This window comes from Glaciimonas sp. GNP009, from assembly GCF_054343755.1.
This window is the reverse complement of the sequence record NZ_JBTGUV010000004.1, coordinates 3,056,542-3,074,435: the sequence shown is the minus strand read 5'-3', so window position 1 is coordinate 3,074,435 and position 17,894 is coordinate 3,056,542. Positions and strand designations below refer to the sequence as shown.

Sequence of the window (17,894 nt, the reverse complement as noted above, 5' to 3'; positions counted from 1 at the left end):
GCCGTAATGCACAATCAACCATTCTCATAAACCCATTGCAGCAATGCATCCTGCGCGGCTTGGCCGCGCGATGCGTTGCCATGATTGATTAAGCAGACCACCACGTAATATTTGCCGGAAGCCGCCAATACATAACCGGCAATCGCCCGAACGTCATTGAGCGTGCCCGTTTTTACATGCGCCTGACCGGCAACGCCCTGCCCTTTCAGTCGATTGCGCATGGTGCCGTCAAAACCGACCAACGGCATCGAAGACATAAACTCAGGCATGGTCGGCGATTGATAGGCGGAGGCCAGAATGCGGCCCATCGTGCGTGCCGAGATGCGTTCATTGCGGGACAAACCGGCACCGTTTTCGATCACCAGATCAGTCGCATCAATCCCCTTGTTGGCAAGCCAGCTTTGTACCGCACGGGCACCGCGTTCTGGCGTGGCAGGCAATTTCAGGATATCGGCGGCAATCGTCAGCAACACCTGACGCGCCATGACGTTGTTGCTATATTTGTTGATGTCACGAATCACCTCCGGCAAGGTCACTGAATTCCACTCGGCAATAAACCGCGTCCCAACCGGTACAATGCCCGTTTTGACTGTGCCACTGAGTGTGCCACCAAGGTCACTCCACATTTGACGAAATACTGCGCCGAAATAGGCGTTGGAACTCATTGTGTAGGGATTGATATACCAGGTTTTATCACCGCACGATGCTGGCAACGCGCCACTAAAATTGGCGCCCTTTTCATCAAAAGTGGCCAATAGCTTTCCTTGCCAGTCGCCGCATGCGCCTTTGCCCAAGCGCGGTGGTATGACTTGATAGCCGGCCATGGGTGGATCGACCACGACGCGGTTCAGACCGGTTGATTCATCCTGCATAAATTGGAACGTCAATGTCTTGTAATTCAACAACAAAGCATCAGGACCTACGTTATACGGCTTTAAAGGGTCGCCATCAAATTGAGATGGATCATAAACGTTCTCGTCAAAAATGCTGCGGTCCAGCACGACATTCCCGCGAATATCCCGAATACCTTTGGCGCGGATTTGGCGCAGGAATAACCAGAAATTTTCCAGCACTAATTTAGGATCGCCGCTGCCCTTAAAAATCAGGTCGCCCTGCAAAGTATTGCCAATTTGTTGCCCGTCGGTATAAGCCGCTGTCTTCCAGTTAAACGTCGGGCCTAACAATTCGAGCGCGGCATCGGTGGTGACCAGCTTCATCGTGGAGGCAGGATTAAATGGTGTATTGATATTATTTGCAGCCAACACTTTGCCACCGACCGCGGCCTCTTGCACGTAAATTCCCGCATTTTCTGATGGAATACCCGCTGCCTGAAGCGCGGCGGTGACCGACCGAGGCAAACCTGAAGATGCCAAATCCTGGGCGTTACTGAACGAATAGGGAAAAAATAAGAGCGACGAAAAAAGCAGTGCACCACTGAGGATCGTACGGAATTTGTTCGGCATGGAGTTCAGGAAATGAGGGAAATGAGGGATCGCATGCGTGATTATCCCATGCTATGCAACGCGATCAATTGATGCGTTGTAACAGAACTGCGCAAATGCTATTTTTGGACCCGGAGGTAGAATTAAAAAAATCCTCAACACAAAGGACCTATTGGAGAGGGCTTACAACAGAGCATCAACATTTTTGATGTGATGAGTGTATTTTTCGGTGTATTTTGCGCACGCGAGAAATCGCCTTACGCAATGTAGTTTAATTCAGAAAAGGATAGCAACATAGCGCGCATAACTGTCAGCGCGCCATATTAAGTAGTCGATCGGATTTAGACAGATTATCCGATCATGCCCACCTTCGCGGTGAAAATTGACCCTTCTAAATCATTGAACTAATTAATTGAAGCACGATGAATGCGAAGACAGAGCCGACAACCAATCCAACCGTACATAATCCGCCGTGCGCGATTTTTGAGTGCACCGGCACTTCTGCAAATAAGATTAATCCGAACAGCGCCATGGGGATAAAGAAAAGAAAATTAGCGATCAGGAAGTTTTGCATGGCTGTCTCCGTCTTTTGATTATATTTTAAGTATAGTTTGCAAAAAGCAATAAGCAAGACGTTGATATGACAGTCGACGTCATCAATGCCTTAATAGGCGACTTAAAGTGGCGTTTTAATTAACTTATAAGCCTTCAGTGATCCCCACCTTCAGGCGCTCAACCTTAACTAAAAACAACATAATGCGCGGCATTAAACCTTTTTAGTGCGCTCTTATGCTGGGGTGCACAATTTTTTCTTGACCGGCGTTTGTGGCAGGATTACCATCCGCTTGTTTTCATTTTATGGAGCCCCATTCATGGGCACTTGTTCGAGTGACAGTTGTTGCCAGACCCGTTCTGGCATCGTCTCGGCAAGATAACGCAGGCTTCCCCTGCCGTCATCTCGCCGCTGGCGAATGATGGTATCCCAAAGATATTTGCAGACAATGTGTTTGAATGTGTTTGCTTTGATCGTAGATTTCCATTACCCGATAAAGATAGTTACTTAAATTACGTCAGCATTGCTTGTGTGTTTCTGCGTTCACGCATTGCCATGACCGCGTTTTCGTCAATTAGCGCTGAGTTGACGCTCGCTGTGGAGTGTTGGCGAGACGTTGCGACGACGCGTCATCCGACGAAACGCCGATAGTGAGCGACAACAGTTGGTAGCGATGTTGCGTCAACAGTCCCGCTGGTGACAATTGCGTACCAAGTTAGTATCAATTTGGTGCAAGGTTTATACCCAGTTGGCGTTACTATCGCGAAGTAGTTTACATGCTCGCGCAGGCAATCATCTTTATCGTTAAAACGTCACCGGTTAGTTTTACAGTTTTACCCATGCAGTAGGAGGATTTGATTTTTTTGCCCCGTCTGTCGTCGATTGTATGTCGTCAATATCGATATGCATATCGTTAACATTAATGACAGGCCGTGAAGAGTTGGAAGTAATTCCAGTAGTCCTGATAAGGCAATCCCTAAAATTTCAGTTAAGTGTTGGACCTTAGTAATGGTGTCAGATGCATAGTCGTAGAAATCTGCGGCGGCATAAAGAACGCACCATCGGTTAGCAGTATCGGAGACTTTAGTGATGACCTTGAAACGCCACGATTGCGCGAGCAGTCACGCGTGTGCCCAATAGCAGTCCAACTGATTGGGCGGGACAGATCAACGCGGCCGAGAATTCTATATAGAAAAAATAACGCTATGAATTTGAATCTCTTGAAAGACTCCTTTGTCAGGTTTGTTCATGCCCATGGTATGGACCGACATTTCCGCCGCTTCAGTAGCGACATGTTTAGTAGTACGCCGACACCAAATGAAGTACCGCCAACGCTTGCCCAGCATTTGCTCAAAGCTGCGCGGGCCGATCTACCGAGTTTGCTGGAACAATTGAAAAGCCGTACTGATGGCCTGACCGATTCCGAGGCTGATGCAATTCGGCTTGTAGTTGGCCCTAACGAAGTCGAGCATGAAAAGCCGTTGCCGTGGTGGGCGCATTTATGGCAGTGCTATAAGAATCCATTCAATCTTCTGCTGACCGTTCTGGCGGCGGTATCGTTTGCGACCGAAGACATGAAAGCCACCGTTGTCATCGGGACGATGGTGGTGTTATCGACGCTGATGCGCTTTGTGCAGGAATCACGTTCAAACAGTGCAGCCGATAAGTTGAAGGAAATGGTCAGTAATACCGCAACCGTATTGCGCCATGATCTGGTTTCCGATATTGCCGATGAAGCGCTGCGTTATTTTGATGTCACTTTGCATCCAAAAGGTGCGCGACGGATCGAACTGGCGATCAAAAAACTGGTTCCTGGCGACATCGTCCAACTGTCCGCTGGCGATATGATCCCGGCCGATTTGCGTTTGCTGACGGCCAAGGATTTGTTTATCAGCCAGGCCGCCATGACCGGCGAATCGCTACCGGTAGAAAAATTTCTGCAGCATCGCGGTGAAGCGACTAACAATCCTCTGGAGCTGGACAATCTTTGCTTCATGGGCACCAACGTCATCAGTGGTTCAGCGACCGCGATTGTCGTCACGACCGGCAATCAAACGTATTTTGGCGCACTGGCTGAACGCGTGACTGCCACTGACCGCACGCCGACTGCGTTTCAGCTGGGCGTCAACAAAGTCAGCTGGTTATTGATACGCTTCATGATGGTGATGACGCCGATTGTTTTCTTTCTGAATGGCTTCACTAAAGGCGACTGGGTTGAGGCGTTTCTGTTTGGCTTATCCGTAGCGGTTGGTCTGACGCCGGAAATGCTGCCGATGATTGTCACCTCGACGTTGGCCAAGGGTGCAGTCGCACTCTCGCGCAAAAAGGTGATTGTCAAACGACTGGATGCGATCCAAAATTTTGGTGCGATGGATGTCTTGTGTACGGATAAAACCGGCACATTGACACAGGATAAAATTTTTCTGGAGCGGCATACCGATATTCTAGGTAAGCAGGATGACTTGGTGTTGGAATACGCTTACCTGAATAGTCACTATCAAACCGGCCTTAAAAACCTGCTTGACGTGGCGGTCCTGGATCATGCCGAGCTGCAACGCGAAATGGCGCTGGCTTCTGCGTACCGCAAGGTTGATGAAATCCCGTTCGATTTTCAGCGGCGCCGGATGTCGGTGGTCGTCAGCGAACGTGAGGATCATCATGAATTGATTTGCAAAGGCGCGGTCGAAGAGATCGTCTCCATTTGTACCCACGCCCGCCACAACGGGACGGTAGTGCCATTTAGTGCTGAGCTTCTCAAAGAAATCCACGAGACTACTGCCAGCCTCAACGCAGAAGGTTTACGCGTCGTCGCGGTGGCCGCTAAAGATTTGCCGCCGACCAAGGAAGTCTATGGCGTGGCCGACGAGTCGGATTTGGTGCTGATCGGTTACATTGCCTTCCTCGATCCCCCAAAGGAATCGACCAAACCCGCATTGGATGCATTGAAAAAACACGGCGTGACGGTCAAAATTTTGACTGGCGACAACCAACTGGTAACGGCCAAAATTTGCCGTCAGGTTGGCCTGACCGTCGATGGCATGTTGCTGGGTTCTGACGTCGAAGATATGAGCGACGCAGACCTGGCGATTGCAGTCGAAAAAACCACCGTATTTGCCAAACTCAGTCCGACGCATAAAGAACGTATCGTGCGTAGACTGCATGACAACGGCCACGTGGTCGGCTTCATGGGCGATGGCATCAACGACGCGCCTGCGTTACGCGCAGCAGACATCGGTATTTCGGTCGATACTGCGGTCGATATCGCGAAAGAAGCAGCCGATATCATTCTGCTGGAAAAGAGTTTGATGGTGCTGGAAGAGGGTGTTCTGGAAGGTCGTAAGACGTTTGCGAACATGCTGAAGTACATCAAGATGACGGCCAGCTCCAACTTCGGCAATGTCTTTTCTGTACTGGTAGCGAGTGCATTTTTGCCCTTTTTGCCCATGTTGCCGCTGCATTTGCTAGTGCAAAATCTGCTTTACGATATCTCACAAATTACGATTCCGTTCGACAATGTGGATAAGGAATTCTTAGAAAAACCACAGCGTTGGGACCCGAAAGAAATCGGTCGCTTCATGATCTTTTTTGGTCCGATCAGTTCGATTTTTGACATCGCCACTTTCGCCTTGCTATGGTACGTATTTGGCGCCAATACCAACGAGCACCAAACCCTGTTCCAGTCGGGCTGGTTTATTGAAGGCTTGCTGTCGCAAACGTTGATCGTACACATGATACGGACCCGCAAGATACCGTTCTTCCAAAGCCGTGCTTCGTGGGCGCTCATCAGCATGACCGTCATCATCATGGCGATTGGAATCTTGCTGCCGATGTCGCCTTTGGCGCATTACTTCAAACTGCAAGCGCTGCCGCTGAGCTACTTCCCATGGCTATTGCTGATATTGGGTGCGTATGCGGTGCTGACGCAGATGATGAAGGGTTGGTATGCCAAACGGTATGGCTGGCAGTAAAAAAGTGGGCTTAGGAATGGCTTAGGATGGCTTAAAAATGGCTTGAGAATAAGCCGATAGAAATAGCGTCTAGAAGGCGGACAGCATTTGCTGGCCGCTTTTTTTATGCCGGCACCGTAGAGAGATATGGTGGGCCAAGCGTCCCCGACATGCGGTGTTTTCGGACACTCTTTGCACCACGCTCGTGAGAATCTTAGGAGATCAAACCCGCAGCAATATTGATCGACAAACCGAGAATCGCCGAGTTAAATAAAAACGTCAATATCGATTGCACTAATACTGTCTTACGCATTGAGCGGGTCATGACGCTCACATCCGAGGTTTGTACTGCCACCGCTAATGTGAACGAAAAATAGAGAAAATCCCAATAATCGGGGTTTTCTTCGCCCTCAGGAAACCGTAAAGGTGCCGGTCCAATACCAGAACTATAAAACAGTCGCGCATAGTGCAAGGTGAACATGGTGCCAACCAGAAACCACGATCCGAGAACGGTCAATCCAGTAAATAGATAGCGGACTTCCTTCGGCCCCGGCAAAAAGTCCTTGGCCTGAGACAACCCAAAAACGACCGCTGCGATACTCGCGATCGCCGCAATGCAAATCAGCATCAAGATCATGCTGTCGTTTTCGTCCTCAATCGCGGCCCGCTTTTTAACTTGTGCCGATCCAGCTCTCACCATCATCCACCAGATGGCGATCAGATATCCCCACACACCGGCGTTCCAGCTGATGAGCCCACGGGTAATGGTCGACCCATTCGGCAAGAGTGCCCAGATGACGCCACCAAAGATCACAGCGAGCACCAGACGTGGATGAGTATGAAAAACCAGATTACGAATACGCATTCTTTAAGACCTTAAAAATAGAAGTGGCAGATTTGGAGACCACGCCAAACGTTCATGCCAGATCATCATAGCGGCAACCCTGCTTTCACGACAAGATTCCCTTGTAACAAAACCTCTTTGTATTTTTATTGACAAAAAATTAATATTGCCGCCTGTGATTAATTGTAGCGGCTTTGGTAAATAAAAAAGAGAGTACAGAACATCACTCTTGAAAAATCAACTAACCACCCCTATACTTAGCACTCGTTAGGTGAGAGTGCTAACAATCTCCCTGACCTAGTCACTTTTTCTGTGCGGCACATTGTAAAAGCCAAACTAATCGGTGCAGTCGTTGCTGCAATGTTGCTGCAAAAATTATAACTTGTTGAATTTTGAAGGAGTTACACATGGATCTTCGTCCTTTGCATGACCGCCTCGTCGTTAAGCGTCTAGATGTTGAAACAAAAACTGCATCAGGTATTGTTCTGCCAGAGGCAGCAGCCGAAAAGCCTGATCAAGGTGAAGTATTGGCTATTGGTAACGGCAAGATTCTGGAAGACGGCAAAGTTCGCCCGATGGCAGTTAAAGTCGGTGAGCGCGTTCTTTTCGGCAAATATGCAGGTCAGGTAGTGAAGGTCGATGGCCAGGAACTACTGATTTTGCGCGAAGAAGACATCTTCGCTATCGTCGAAGGTAAGTAATTCATAGTTCAAATTGATCGAAGCCCATTGCAATTTTCGCAATAAGGCCGCTTCGATCTCTACGCTCTACATTCAACCGTATTCAGGAGAATCAACATGGCAGCAAAGCAAGTAATTTTTGGTGATGATGCACGTGCCAAGATCGTTAATGGCGTCAATATTCTAGCCAACGCAGTTAAAGTCACTCTGGGCCCTAAAGGCCGTAACGTGGTTCTGGAGCGTAGCTTCGGTGCTCCTACCGTTACTAAAGATGGTGTTTCAGTTGCTAAAGAAATCGAACTGAAAGACAAGCTGGAAAACATGGGCGCGCAACTTGTTAAAGAAGTTGCTTCCAAGACTTCAGACAACGCTGGTGACGGTACTACTACTGCAACCGTGTTAGCACAAGCTATCGTGCGCGAAGGTTTCAAGTATGTTGCAGCCGGTTTCAACCCAACTGACCTGAAGCGCGGTATCGACAAAGCTGTTGTCGCCATCGTTGCTGAAATCAAAGCATTGGCTAAGCCAACGACTACTAGCAAAGAAATCGCACAAGTTGGTTCGATCTCTGCTAACTCCGACACCGATATCGGTGAAATCATTGCTAAGGCAATGGACAAAGTCGGTAAAGAAGGCGTTATCACTGTTGAAGATGGTAAATCACTGGAAAACGAACTAGACATCGTCGAAGGTATGCAATTCGACCGTGGCTATTTGTCACCATATTTCATCAACAACCAAGAAAAACAAGTTGTTGCTCTGGAACAGCCTTACGTTCTGTTGTTCGACAAAAAAATCTCTAACATCCGTGATCTTCTTCCGGTATTGGAGCAAGTCGCTAAGTCGGGCCGTCCGCTGCTAATCATTGCAGAAGACGTCGAAGGCGAAGCACTGGCAACTTTGGTCGTCAATAACATCCGCGGCATCCTGAAAACTGCTGCTGTTAAAGCACCAGGCTTTGGTGATCGTCGTAAAGCAATGCTGGAAGACATCGCTATCCTGACCGGTGGTCAAGTGATTGCTGAAGAAGTCGGCCTGACATTAGAAAAAGTAACATTGGCAGAACTAGGCCAAGCTGCACGTATCGAAATCAGCAAAGAAAACACTATCATTATCGATGGCGCTGGCGAAGCAATCTCGATCGAAGGACGCGTTAAGCAAATCCGCGCCCAAATCGAAGAAGCAAGCTCTGACTACGACCGTGAAAAGTTGCAAGAACGTGTTGCCAAGTTGGCTGGCGGCGTTGCACTGATCAAAGTCGGCGCAGCTACTGAAGTCGAAATGAAAGAAAAGAAAGCACGCGTTGAAGATGCATTGCACGCTACGCGCGCTGCAGTCGAAGAAGGCGTTGTTCCTGGCGGTGGCGTTGCTTTCTTGCGCGCACGTGCTAACGTTAAAGACCTGAAAGGCGACAACGCCGATCAAGATGCTGGTATCAAAATCGTGCTGCGCGCAGTTGAAGAGCCATTGCGTCAAATCGTATTTAACGCAGGCGACGAGCCATCGGTTGTCATCAATGCAGTATTGGCTGGCACAGGTAACTACGGTTACAACGCTGCTAACGGTACTTACGGTGACTTGGTTGAGCTGGGTGTTCTTGATCCAGCAAAAGTAACACGTTCAGCATTGCAAAATGCTGCTTCTGTTGCTGGCCTGATCCTGACAACTGACGCAATGATCGCTGAATTACCAGACGACAAATCAGGTGGTGGTATGCCTGGTGGTATGGGTGGTATGGGCGGCATGGGTGGCATGGACGGCATGATGTAGTGAGATTGATCGTTGATAACCTACTGCGCACCGTAATCTTGTAGTCTGCGATGCTCGCCGTACCTGCGTACGGCTGCGCTTCTCGGCTACAACCTTACGGCGCTCGCTACGGTTCTCAGCGATCACACAGAGTGGCTGTATCATCTTCTTTATTTTGTTGAGGGTGGATGGTTGCTTTGGATATGAAGCCCGCTTTTTGCGGGCTTTTTTGCGTTTGCTGGTTTAATCTCGCTGAAAGCTACAGAACACCAAGCCCCTGAGAGGCTGTTACTGAACCGAGTACCCAGGACCTACGCAAAACCGTCCCAGCAGGGCGTGCCGACGCAGACAGCACGCGAGTGCCGGGCCACGTTGGCGGCAAGGAAAGCACAAAGCGGCTGGGGCGTTTTTGCGTAGGTCCGACACTTATGCGGTTGGGTAATATGGGAATACCTAAAAGATACTTTGCCGGAAGACAAAATCCTTATAAAATAAGCACTTACATAAAAATTATATTGGCGGCGGATTGTCGAAGTTGGGGCAGTCAGCTGCCTTTTTTTATTCCGAAATGATAAAAATACAAGCAGTAACTCAGCGATTCGAAGGCAGTAATGGGCCGGTAGATGCAGTGCGCAATGTTGATCTGACGATTAACAAGGGCGAAATTTTTGGGATTATTGGTCGTAGCGGGGCTGGTAAAAGTACGCTTGTGCGTACGCTTAATCTTCTCAATCGACCTACTTCGGGCAAGATCATTGTTGATGGCCGAGATTTAACTGCGTTAAACGCCACCGATCTAAGGGCAGCACGGCGTGAAATCGGGATGATATTTCAGCATTTTAATTTGCTATCGTCCCGCTCGGTCTATGACAACATCGCGCTACCGCTGGAACTTGCAGGTTTGTCAAAAGCCGAAATCAGCAAAAAAGTGACACCATTGCTGGAACTGGTCGGCCTGACAGCGTTAAAAGATCGCTATCCGGCACAGATTAGCGGCGGTCAGAAACAGCGCGTTGGCGTTGCGCGCGCGCTTGCAAATGCGCCGAAAGTATTGTTATCGGATGAGGCGACTTCTGCACTTGATCCTGAAACGACGCGTTCGATTCTGGAATTATTACGCAAAATCAATCAGGAGCTTGGTCTGACGATTGTGCTGATCACGCATCAGATGGAAGTCATCAAGATGATCTGCGACCGGATGGCCGTTATGGAAGCTGGTGAAGTGATAGAGCATGGCGAAGTCATCGATATTTTCCGCTCCCCTAAGCATCCTGTGACCCGCGCCATGATCGGTGACGTGATTGCGCAAGATCTGCCCGCTGGCGTGCTACAACGCTTGCGTGCGCGCCTGGCGCGCAGCGATGCGGCTGACGGCACTGACCATCTGTTCCGGCTTGCCTTTACCGGAGATAGCGTGGATCAACCGTTGCTGTCCGAAGTCGTGCGCAAATTCAATCTGGACTTCAGCATATTGCACGGTCAGATTGATGAAATTCAAGGCCAGGCATTTGGTTCTCTGGCAATTTTAGCCAATGGTAGCGGCGACAATATCGCTGCCGCCATGACTTATTTAAGCGCGCAAGGCGTTACCGTGGAGGAGTTAAACCATGTCATCTGAAATGCTCAGTCTATTCCTATCGTCGTTCGGCGAGACCTTGATGATGGTCGGCATTTCCGGCGTTCTGGGCGCGGTGCTAGGCATTCCATTAGGGATTGCGTTGCACCTGACCGGTCGCGATGGTGTGCTGCCGAATCTGGCATTTAACCGTATTGCCGGATTGATCGTCAATGCGGTCCGTTCAACGCCGTTTATCATTTTGCTGGTGGCAGTCATTCCCTTTACCCGTTTTTTTGTTGGCACATCAATCGGCACTGCGGCAGCAATTGTGCCACTGACCCTGGCGTCAGCCCCTTTCGTCGCCCGACTGGTCGAAACGGCGCTACGTGAAGTGGATCGCGGTTTGATTGAAGCGGCACAGGCGATGGGCGCATCCACCTGGCAAATCGTCTATAAAGTGCTGATCCCGGAAGCATTCGCCGGTATTATTGCCGGGCTGACGATTACGTTTGTCAGCTTGGTTGGCTATTCGGCGATGGCTGGCGCGATTGGCGGCGGCGGTCTCGGCGATTTAGGAATTCGGTATGGCTACCAGCGCTTTTTGCCCGAAGTCATGCTTGCCGTCGTACTGATTTTGATTGTGTTTGTGCAGTTGGTTCAAACTTTAGGCGATGTTCTTGTACGCCGCTTGAGTCACAAATAGTATCGGTGATCATTTTTAAATAATGCAGTCTGGATAGGCTGAATGGCCATCGTTATAGCCATCGCTATAGCCGTTGATATAGCCGTTGGTAAAATCTCTGTCTTCACGCAATACCCGCATTCAATCATCAATACCCAATGCAAGTAAAGTTTCTGACAAAATCGGATACCTACAAGCCCATTTACAAAAGGATAGAAAGAAATGAACCGACGTCAATTAGTCCAATTTTTTGCTGGCTTGAGCGTCATCGCCAGCTTGGTATCGACTCCTGTCCTGGCGCAGGACAAGCCGATCAAGATCGGTGCGACCGGCGGTCCGCACGCAGAAATTCTGGAAGTGGTCAAAAAAATAGCTGCCAAAGATGGCCTGACTATTCAAATTGTTGAATTCAGCGATTACATCCAGCCAAATGCTGCATTGGCGGCTGGTGATCTTGATGCAAACAGCTATCAACATTTACCGTATCTGGAAGCGCAAATCAAGGATCGTGGTTACAAATTGAGCAACGTCGGCTACACCATTACGTTCCCAATGGGTCTTTACTCGAAAAAAATCAAGTCGCCAAAAGACCTAAAGGTCGGTGCACGTATTGGTATTCCGAACGACCCAACCAACGGTGGCCGCGCATTGCTGTTGTTGCAAGCGCAAGGATTATTGAAACTGAAAGCGGGCGCAGGACTACAAGCGACACCGCTGGATATTGCTGAAAATCCAAAGAAATTGAAGATTGTCGAAATCGATGCAGCGCAATTGCCGCGTTCGTTAGATGACCTTGACGCAGCTGCTATTAACGGCAATTTTGCAGAAAAAGCAGGCCTTAGCCCAACCAAAGACGGCATCGCAATCGAAGCCGCCCGTGGGCCGTATGCCAACGTCATCGCAGTACGTACAGAAGATAAAAACAAGCCTTGGGTCGCCAAGTTGCTGAAGGCCTACCATAGCCCTGAAGTGAAACAATACGTTTTAGAGCAATACAAAAGTTCGGTCATTCCGTCCTGGTAAGTAGGTCGCTTTTAACGCCAGCGAAGTTGATGTGCATTCACGCCATCTTCGCTGGGTGACCGCCGGTGGTTGAGTTGTCATTAGTTGGCAATACTGGACCGGCATTTCAACTACACACCCTACCCTTCAATATTTAGCGTAGCGCGCATACGCATCCTTCATGTGCGGTTCACTCAAACCGTCCACGCAGAAGGCCGCTAAAGTCACTCGTTTTCCAATCGTTTAGTCGTCAATGGCATGTCCACCATGACGGCCTTTCCTGGCGGCGTACAGCCTGTATCGCAACATTTTCCCGGCTGCTTGTTTGCGGTAATCGCACGTCCCGGTTCATCCACCAAACCACGATCCAGCAATCGCTCAACCAATTCCACCTTGCTACCGATGGGATAATTGCGATAAATTTCCTGTTTCATCGCTGCGGGCGATCCACCGCCATGCAAGCTGATGACCGAATACCATCCTCCCTGATAGGATGCGGTTAGGTCCTCGATAAAACGCGCAGTCTGAATCCGCTTTTCGTAAGGCACGTCCGGATTGGCGCGCAATACCTCGGCAAGCGATGCAGCGGTCGCTGGATTATGATCTTCATCCGGTCCCGGCAAGGCGACAATCAGCCCGCCAGAAACGTAATGCGCGATGCGATGCATGTCGTAAATTTGGGTCGATAACAACAACTTGCCGATGTTGGAAAATACCGGATCAGGCACAAAACTCTGCGATCCCGCATCCATCTTGGCATAGACCGACGACGCTACGCCACAGGCGTAAAAACCTTCGGTTATCTTGATCAGTTCCACCATTTGTTCACGCAAATGATTTTCTTTACCCGGATCAAAGCCATTCGCTTCGCACATCAGCGCACCAGCGCCGATCAGCAAATCGCCAAAGCCAGCACGCGCACCGATGCAACTATGGCGATGATGCGTCGCGTAGTTATAGGTCATATAACCGGAATGTTCCCATTCACCAGCGTAAAACACCCGCTCCCACGGAACAAAAACTTTATCGAAAATCACGACGCCGGTAGATTGTCCAAATTTGTTGCTAAACAGTGCCGCCTTTTCGCCCGGACGGCCGGCAGGACGGGCAACAATGGTCAATCCTGGCGCATCGCAAGGGACCGCACAACATACAGCGAACTCAGCATCTTGCTCCGTCATATTCCGACACGGCATGACCAGAAATTCGTGCATATAAGGCGCGCCAGTCACAATCGCTTTGGTACCGGAAATCACGATCCCTTTCGCAGTGCGTTCAACTATATGCACGTAGCTATCGGGATTAGCTTGCTCATGCGGCTTCTTGCTGCGGTCACCTTTAGCGTCCGTCATAGCAATGCCCAACGACAGATCCCGGTCCTGCACGTCATGCAAATAGTTGAGGAAATGTTGGCCGTAAGTGGTGCCTTTGTCGGCATCGATCCGATGCGTCACTTGATAGATCGCGTTCAGTGCGTCATGCGCCAGATAACGTTGCGCGCAGCCGGTCTCTTGGCATAAGAGACGCACCGCTTCCAGCTTGTTGAGCAAATCTCCACTGCTGGTGTTGATGTGTAGCATCCGGTTAACTTGCTTGCCCGAGGTGTGCTGTTTGGCCAACATAATCGGCGCGTACTTCTCTTCCAACGCATAGTCATACGTCACTCCGAGCGCGTTAATGCCCGGCAGAAACGCCGCCTCATCGGCAACAGACTCAACCAACCGGCCATTGACATACACAGTTGGCTTGTAACTGCGGAGCGAGTCGCGATATTCAGCAGAAGACATCAACATGATATTTCTTTCATTTTTGAGTAATGATCATTAATATGAACGCTGTTCATTTTAAAGTCAAGCATTCACATAACGGTCTTTCACGTGATAAACTTCTTTCATGAATAAGCCAACAAACATGAAAATATTGCCGGTCGCATCGATTTCAAACCCGATTAACAACAGTGAGAACACTGACAACGGTGCGAATGATGCTTCATTGGACTTCGACGTGGTCACAGCAAAAAAAACGGACAAACCCAGCGCGGTGCGTTTGCGCGCAGTGAATGATTTAAAACGTCAGATGATTTTGCAAGCAGCGCGGCGGGTATTCGAAAAAGATGGCCTGTTGAAAGCAAATGTCCGCGCCATTGCCAGCGAGGCAGGTTACACCGCAAGCGCCATCTATAATCATTACGAAAACAAGGAAGAAATATACGGCGACCTGCTCAAGCAATCGCTCGAGCAGCTCAATTCAGCGGTCCACGAAGGCCATCAACACGACCTTCCCGCAGCCAGGCGCGTATCCCACGACGCCATGGCGTTTTACGATTTCTATCTAAAAAATCCAAGAGAACTCGATTTAGGATTCTATTTTTTCCAGGAAATGAAACCGCTCGGCCTCACGCCAGCACTCAACGAGCATCTGAATCAACGTCTGCAGGATGCGTTAAGCGGTGTCGCGACAGGTCTTCAAGAATTGGGATGCTCGGATGCACTAGCCGCCAGAGAAACCACCGCCCTGTTCGGCCATTGCGTCGGCTTGCTGCTGTTGACGCACACAGGGCGCATTCGGATGTTTGGTCAGGATGGGCGCGAATTATTTGCGATGTATGTTGAAGAGCTGATTAAGCGGGCGGGATAGTAAACACTTACAAGCGGTATCCGCTGTCCCGCGCCTCTGTATGTCGATAAATGCAAAGTCATTGAAAAGCAGCTGGATATATTCGACTATAAGCCTCATCAAGTTCATCTTCTGACATTCTCATAAATAGGCGAATATTCGGGATGATTGCCACACCAAACATCAGCACTAATATAGCCATTCCTGTAATTTTAGATGTTGCTTCTACTCCATAGTTGCTTATCGCAAAGCCCATAATCAGGCTGCCTATTGGGATCGCCAATGATGAGAAAAATGACACGGTAGCCGCCATTCGATTTCTAAACTCCGCAGGTGTTGCTAAGGTTCTGACCATTGATGTGTTCACATTAATGAAAATTAATCCCATCCCGCCTAAAATAAAAAAGATTGGTAAAACAAAAGGCGCAAAGCTGAATCCAACGGCTAATAAATTCAGACCAAGTAGTCCGAACCCTGCCATTATCAGATGGTCTCTAAATAGACGTTGCCTGGCCAATCGTGCCATTATTCTACTTGCCAGCAAAATGCCAATCCCAAATGAGCAATCTAGCAATCCTATATACCAAGCAGGAAGATGAACAGTCTCTTGCACGTAGAATGGAACTATTACAGCAAAAAAGGGAAAAAGCACCAGATTTATCATCATTGCGAGCAAGGCAAGATAGAACTCCATTTTCACCTTAAAAACGACCTTAAACCCGGAACTAATTAGTACATGCCAAGGAGTAATGAATGGTACTTTGTCCACGTCTGCAATAGTTCGGCGTGTCGTTGCTGACTCATCTACATTGAACTTGCATATCATGATTAGGGCAGCAACGATAATAATCAAATCAATGCTCAAGGCTTGTACTACCCCAAATGTGGATACAAGTAATCCAGCAATAGCCGGCCCCAGAAGCATTGCAATAGATGACAATAATGCTTTCTGATTGAAAGCCGCGCTAGCCCTGCCGGGAGATGCTAGCTGCGGAATAATACTTGATTGGATTGGATCTCTAATCCCGACTGCCACTCCAAGAACCATCATCGCCATTGTTACTAGAATTGCTGAAAAATGATCAAGGAACGAAAGTATCAACAGTCCAGCAGCACCAGTCATTGATAAAACATTGCAAACACGGACTATTTTCATTTTCGGATAACGATCTCCGGTCCAGCCCAACAAAGGTTTAGCTAGTACCTCAGCACCAATGGTGCAGGCTATTATTATCGAAAAAAAACTGACAGAACCGGTTTCCTTGAGCGCCCACCAAGCTATAGCTAGTTGATTGCACCTAGCGCCAACAGTTAAAAGAAAAAAGCTCCATTGAAAACGCCACAATCTCCAATTTGAGGTCGGCATTTTATTTAGCTCACCGTCCATTACTGCCCCTGCATTTTTGTGCTTTAAATATTCGACGCAAGCGAGATAACACGCAACCGTGTACAAATGACGATCTAAATTCGATAGCACTGAGGCGTCTCTAATAAAGAGGATGAGGAGTGTGAAGAGGAGAACCGGCGACTGAGGAGGATGATTACGCTGGCAAACTAGTAGTAACGACTCTGGCGAAGCGAGATGGTGCAGTGTTCCACTGGCAAACAGAATGGTTTCGGTTCGCGTAACGGGCCAAGTCTTTGCCACAAACTAGACCCGTTACCGTGACTGCGCGTAATTATCCTCAAAGCGCGCCCTCACGATCACCCGCATGTTTGACAACCAGACAGGGCCGGTAGAAATAACCAACCCTATCATTTGGCATCTATCCATTACGATTCAGGTACATCCCGAGGCGGATTATAAAAGCGTTCTTCAGCTTCTGCCGCGGCGATGATGTCATCCTTGGCTTGTTGCTTTTCCAGAAGCTCTTGCGCATGTTGTGCGAGGCTGTCTGCGCGGCTTAGTGGCGTTTCCAGCGAGATACGTCCCAGCGCGCCGGTACGAAAATCTTGCAACAGCGTGTTTGCGGCTTTTTCAATATCATAGCCACCGCCTTTGAGACGATAACCGCGACGAATTGCCACACCTTCAATTACATCCACGCCGTCGGTGGTGTCGGTGATTTTCATGCCGAACCGCGCCGCTACCAACTCGGGATAGCGCTGCAATAAGACGTCGGCGAGATAGGTTGCGACTTCTTCTTCGATGAGTGCATTGACGCCGACTGCATGGCTAGCGGCCAACATCATGCCATCGCTTGGCAACGCAATCTTGGGCCATAGCATACCTGGCGTATCGATCAGGACCATGTTTTTGTTGAGGTACAAACGCTGCTGTACTTTGGTGACAGCAGGTTCATCGCCGACTGCGGCAACGCGCTTTTTCAGCAACGCATTCATTAACGTGGATTTTCCGACGTTAGGAATGCCCATGATCATCATACGCAACGGTTTGAGCGGCGTGCCACGATGTGGCGCCAGCGCCAGCGCCAAACCGGGCACTTTCAACACATCAGACGGCTTCTTGCAGCTTAACGCGACCGCATTGACATCTTTTTGGCTGTTGTAATGATTGATCCAGGTCTGTGTTGCAACCGGGTCCGCAAGATCACTTTTGTTCAGGATTTTGAGGCAAGGACGCTGACGAAACAGTCGCAGTTGCTCGATCATCGGATTACAGCTGGCCTGCGGAATGCGGGCATCCAGCACTTCGATGATCATATCGACCTTTTCCATGGCTTCCGCCGCCTTTTTGCGGGCAGCGTTCATGTGGCCGGGGAACCATTGTATGGACATGCGTTTTCTTGTCTGACGAAAATAAACCGCTATTGTACGGACTTCCCTGCGGAATCATCACGAACTTGTGCCACAAACAACG

The 17,894-nt window shown here is 49.2% G+C and carries 14 protein-coding genes; 8 read left to right on the top strand and 6 right to left on the bottom strand.

Annotation, left to right across the window (positions count from 1 at the left end; genetic code table 11):
• Positions 1-14: 14 nt before the first annotated feature.
• Both dacB and ACXX82_RS14415 read right to left on the bottom strand, forming a co-directional pair.
• Positions 15-1,463 (bottom strand): D-alanyl-D-alanine carboxypeptidase/D-alanyl-D-alanine endopeptidase, encoded by a 1,449-nt coding sequence (dacB, locus tag ACXX82_RS14420; protein WP_458563140.1) that lies wholly within the window; start codon positions 1,461-1,463, stop codon positions 15-17.
• 370 nt (positions 1,464-1,833) lie between these two features.
• The gene (locus ACXX82_RS14415) at positions 1,834-2,016 is read right to left on the bottom strand and encodes a hypothetical protein (protein ID WP_322235892.1); all 183 of its coding nucleotides are present in this window, start codon (positions 2,014-2,016) and stop codon (positions 1,834-1,836) included.
• Between the two features lie 321 nt (positions 2,017-2,337).
• Here ACXX82_RS14415 and ACXX82_RS14410 point away from each other — a divergent pair, with 321 nt between their 5' ends.
• Positions 2,338-2,646, top strand: coding sequence for a hypothetical protein (locus tag ACXX82_RS14410; protein WP_323509415.1), 309 nt, complete (start codon positions 2,338-2,340; stop codon positions 2,644-2,646).
• 554 nt (positions 2,647-3,200) lie between these two features.
• Entirely contained in the window at positions 3,201-5,963 is a 2,763-nt protein-coding gene (mgtA, locus tag ACXX82_RS14405) for a magnesium-translocating P-type ATPase (protein WP_322235890.1), read from the top strand.
• A 193-nt stretch (positions 5,964-6,156) separates the two neighbouring features.
• On the opposite strand, the gene ACXX82_RS14400 is transcribed toward mgtA, so the two are convergent.
• Complete coding sequence (locus ACXX82_RS14400; RefSeq protein WP_322235888.1) at positions 6,157-6,807, bottom strand: DUF1345 domain-containing protein; 651 nt, start codon at positions 6,805-6,807, stop codon at positions 6,157-6,159.
• 386 nt (positions 6,808-7,193) lie between these two features.
• On the opposite strand from ACXX82_RS14400, the gene ACXX82_RS14395 reads away from it, so the two are divergent.
• The 5 genes from ACXX82_RS14395 (at position 7,194) to ACXX82_RS14375 (ending at position 12,478) form a co-directional block, all read left to right on the top strand.
• Entirely contained in the window at positions 7,194-7,487 is a 294-nt protein-coding gene (locus tag ACXX82_RS14395; protein ID WP_322235886.1) for a co-chaperone GroES, read from the top strand.
• Positions 7,488-7,583: 96 nt separating this feature from the next.
• Complete coding sequence (gene groL / locus ACXX82_RS14390) at positions 7,584-9,236, top strand: chaperonin GroEL (RefSeq protein WP_322235884.1); 1,653 nt, start codon at positions 7,584-7,586, stop codon at positions 9,234-9,236.
• Between the two features lie 547 nt (positions 9,237-9,783).
• On the top strand, positions 9,784-10,833 hold the full coding sequence (locus ACXX82_RS14385) for a methionine ABC transporter ATP-binding protein (RefSeq protein ID WP_458563139.1): 1,050 nt from the start codon (positions 9,784-9,786) through the stop codon (positions 10,831-10,833).
• The gene (locus ACXX82_RS14380) at positions 10,823-11,476 is read left to right on the top strand and encodes a methionine ABC transporter permease (protein ID WP_322235880.1); all 654 of its coding nucleotides are present in this window, start codon (positions 10,823-10,825) and stop codon (positions 11,474-11,476) included. The genes ACXX82_RS14385 and ACXX82_RS14380 overlap by 11 nt, the downstream gene beginning before the upstream one ends.
• Positions 11,477-11,677: 201 nt before the next feature.
• Positions 11,678-12,478, top strand: coding sequence for a MetQ/NlpA family ABC transporter substrate-binding protein (locus ACXX82_RS14375; RefSeq protein ID WP_322235878.1), 801 nt, complete (start codon positions 11,678-11,680; stop codon positions 12,476-12,478).
• Positions 12,479-12,681: 203 nt separating this feature from the next.
• Here ACXX82_RS14375 and ACXX82_RS14370 read toward each other — a convergent pair whose 3' ends face one another.
• Positions 12,682-14,250, bottom strand: coding sequence for a 4-hydroxyphenylacetate 3-hydroxylase family protein (locus ACXX82_RS14370; protein ID WP_458563138.1), 1,569 nt, complete (start codon positions 14,248-14,250; stop codon positions 12,682-12,684).
• A gap of 100 nt (positions 14,251-14,350) precedes the next feature.
• On the opposite strand from ACXX82_RS14370, the gene ACXX82_RS14365 reads away from it, so the two are divergent.
• Positions 14,351-15,094: a TetR/AcrR family transcriptional regulator gene (locus tag ACXX82_RS14365; protein WP_322235874.1), complete on the top strand. Its 744-nt coding sequence runs from the start codon at positions 14,351-14,353 to the stop codon at positions 15,092-15,094.
• A gap of 58 nt (positions 15,095-15,152) precedes the next feature.
• Here ACXX82_RS14365 and ACXX82_RS14360 read toward each other — a convergent pair whose 3' ends face one another.
• On the bottom strand, positions 15,153-16,460 hold the full coding sequence (locus ACXX82_RS14360; RefSeq protein WP_458563137.1) for an MFS transporter: 1,308 nt from the start codon (positions 16,458-16,460) through the stop codon (positions 15,153-15,155).
• Positions 16,461-16,846: 386 nt separating this feature from the next.
• Positions 16,847-17,812, bottom strand: a complete 966-nt coding sequence (gene ylqF, locus ACXX82_RS14355) for a ribosome biogenesis GTPase YlqF (RefSeq protein WP_322235871.1) — start codon at positions 17,810-17,812, stop codon at positions 16,847-16,849.
• Positions 17,813-17,894: the final 82 nt, after the last annotated feature.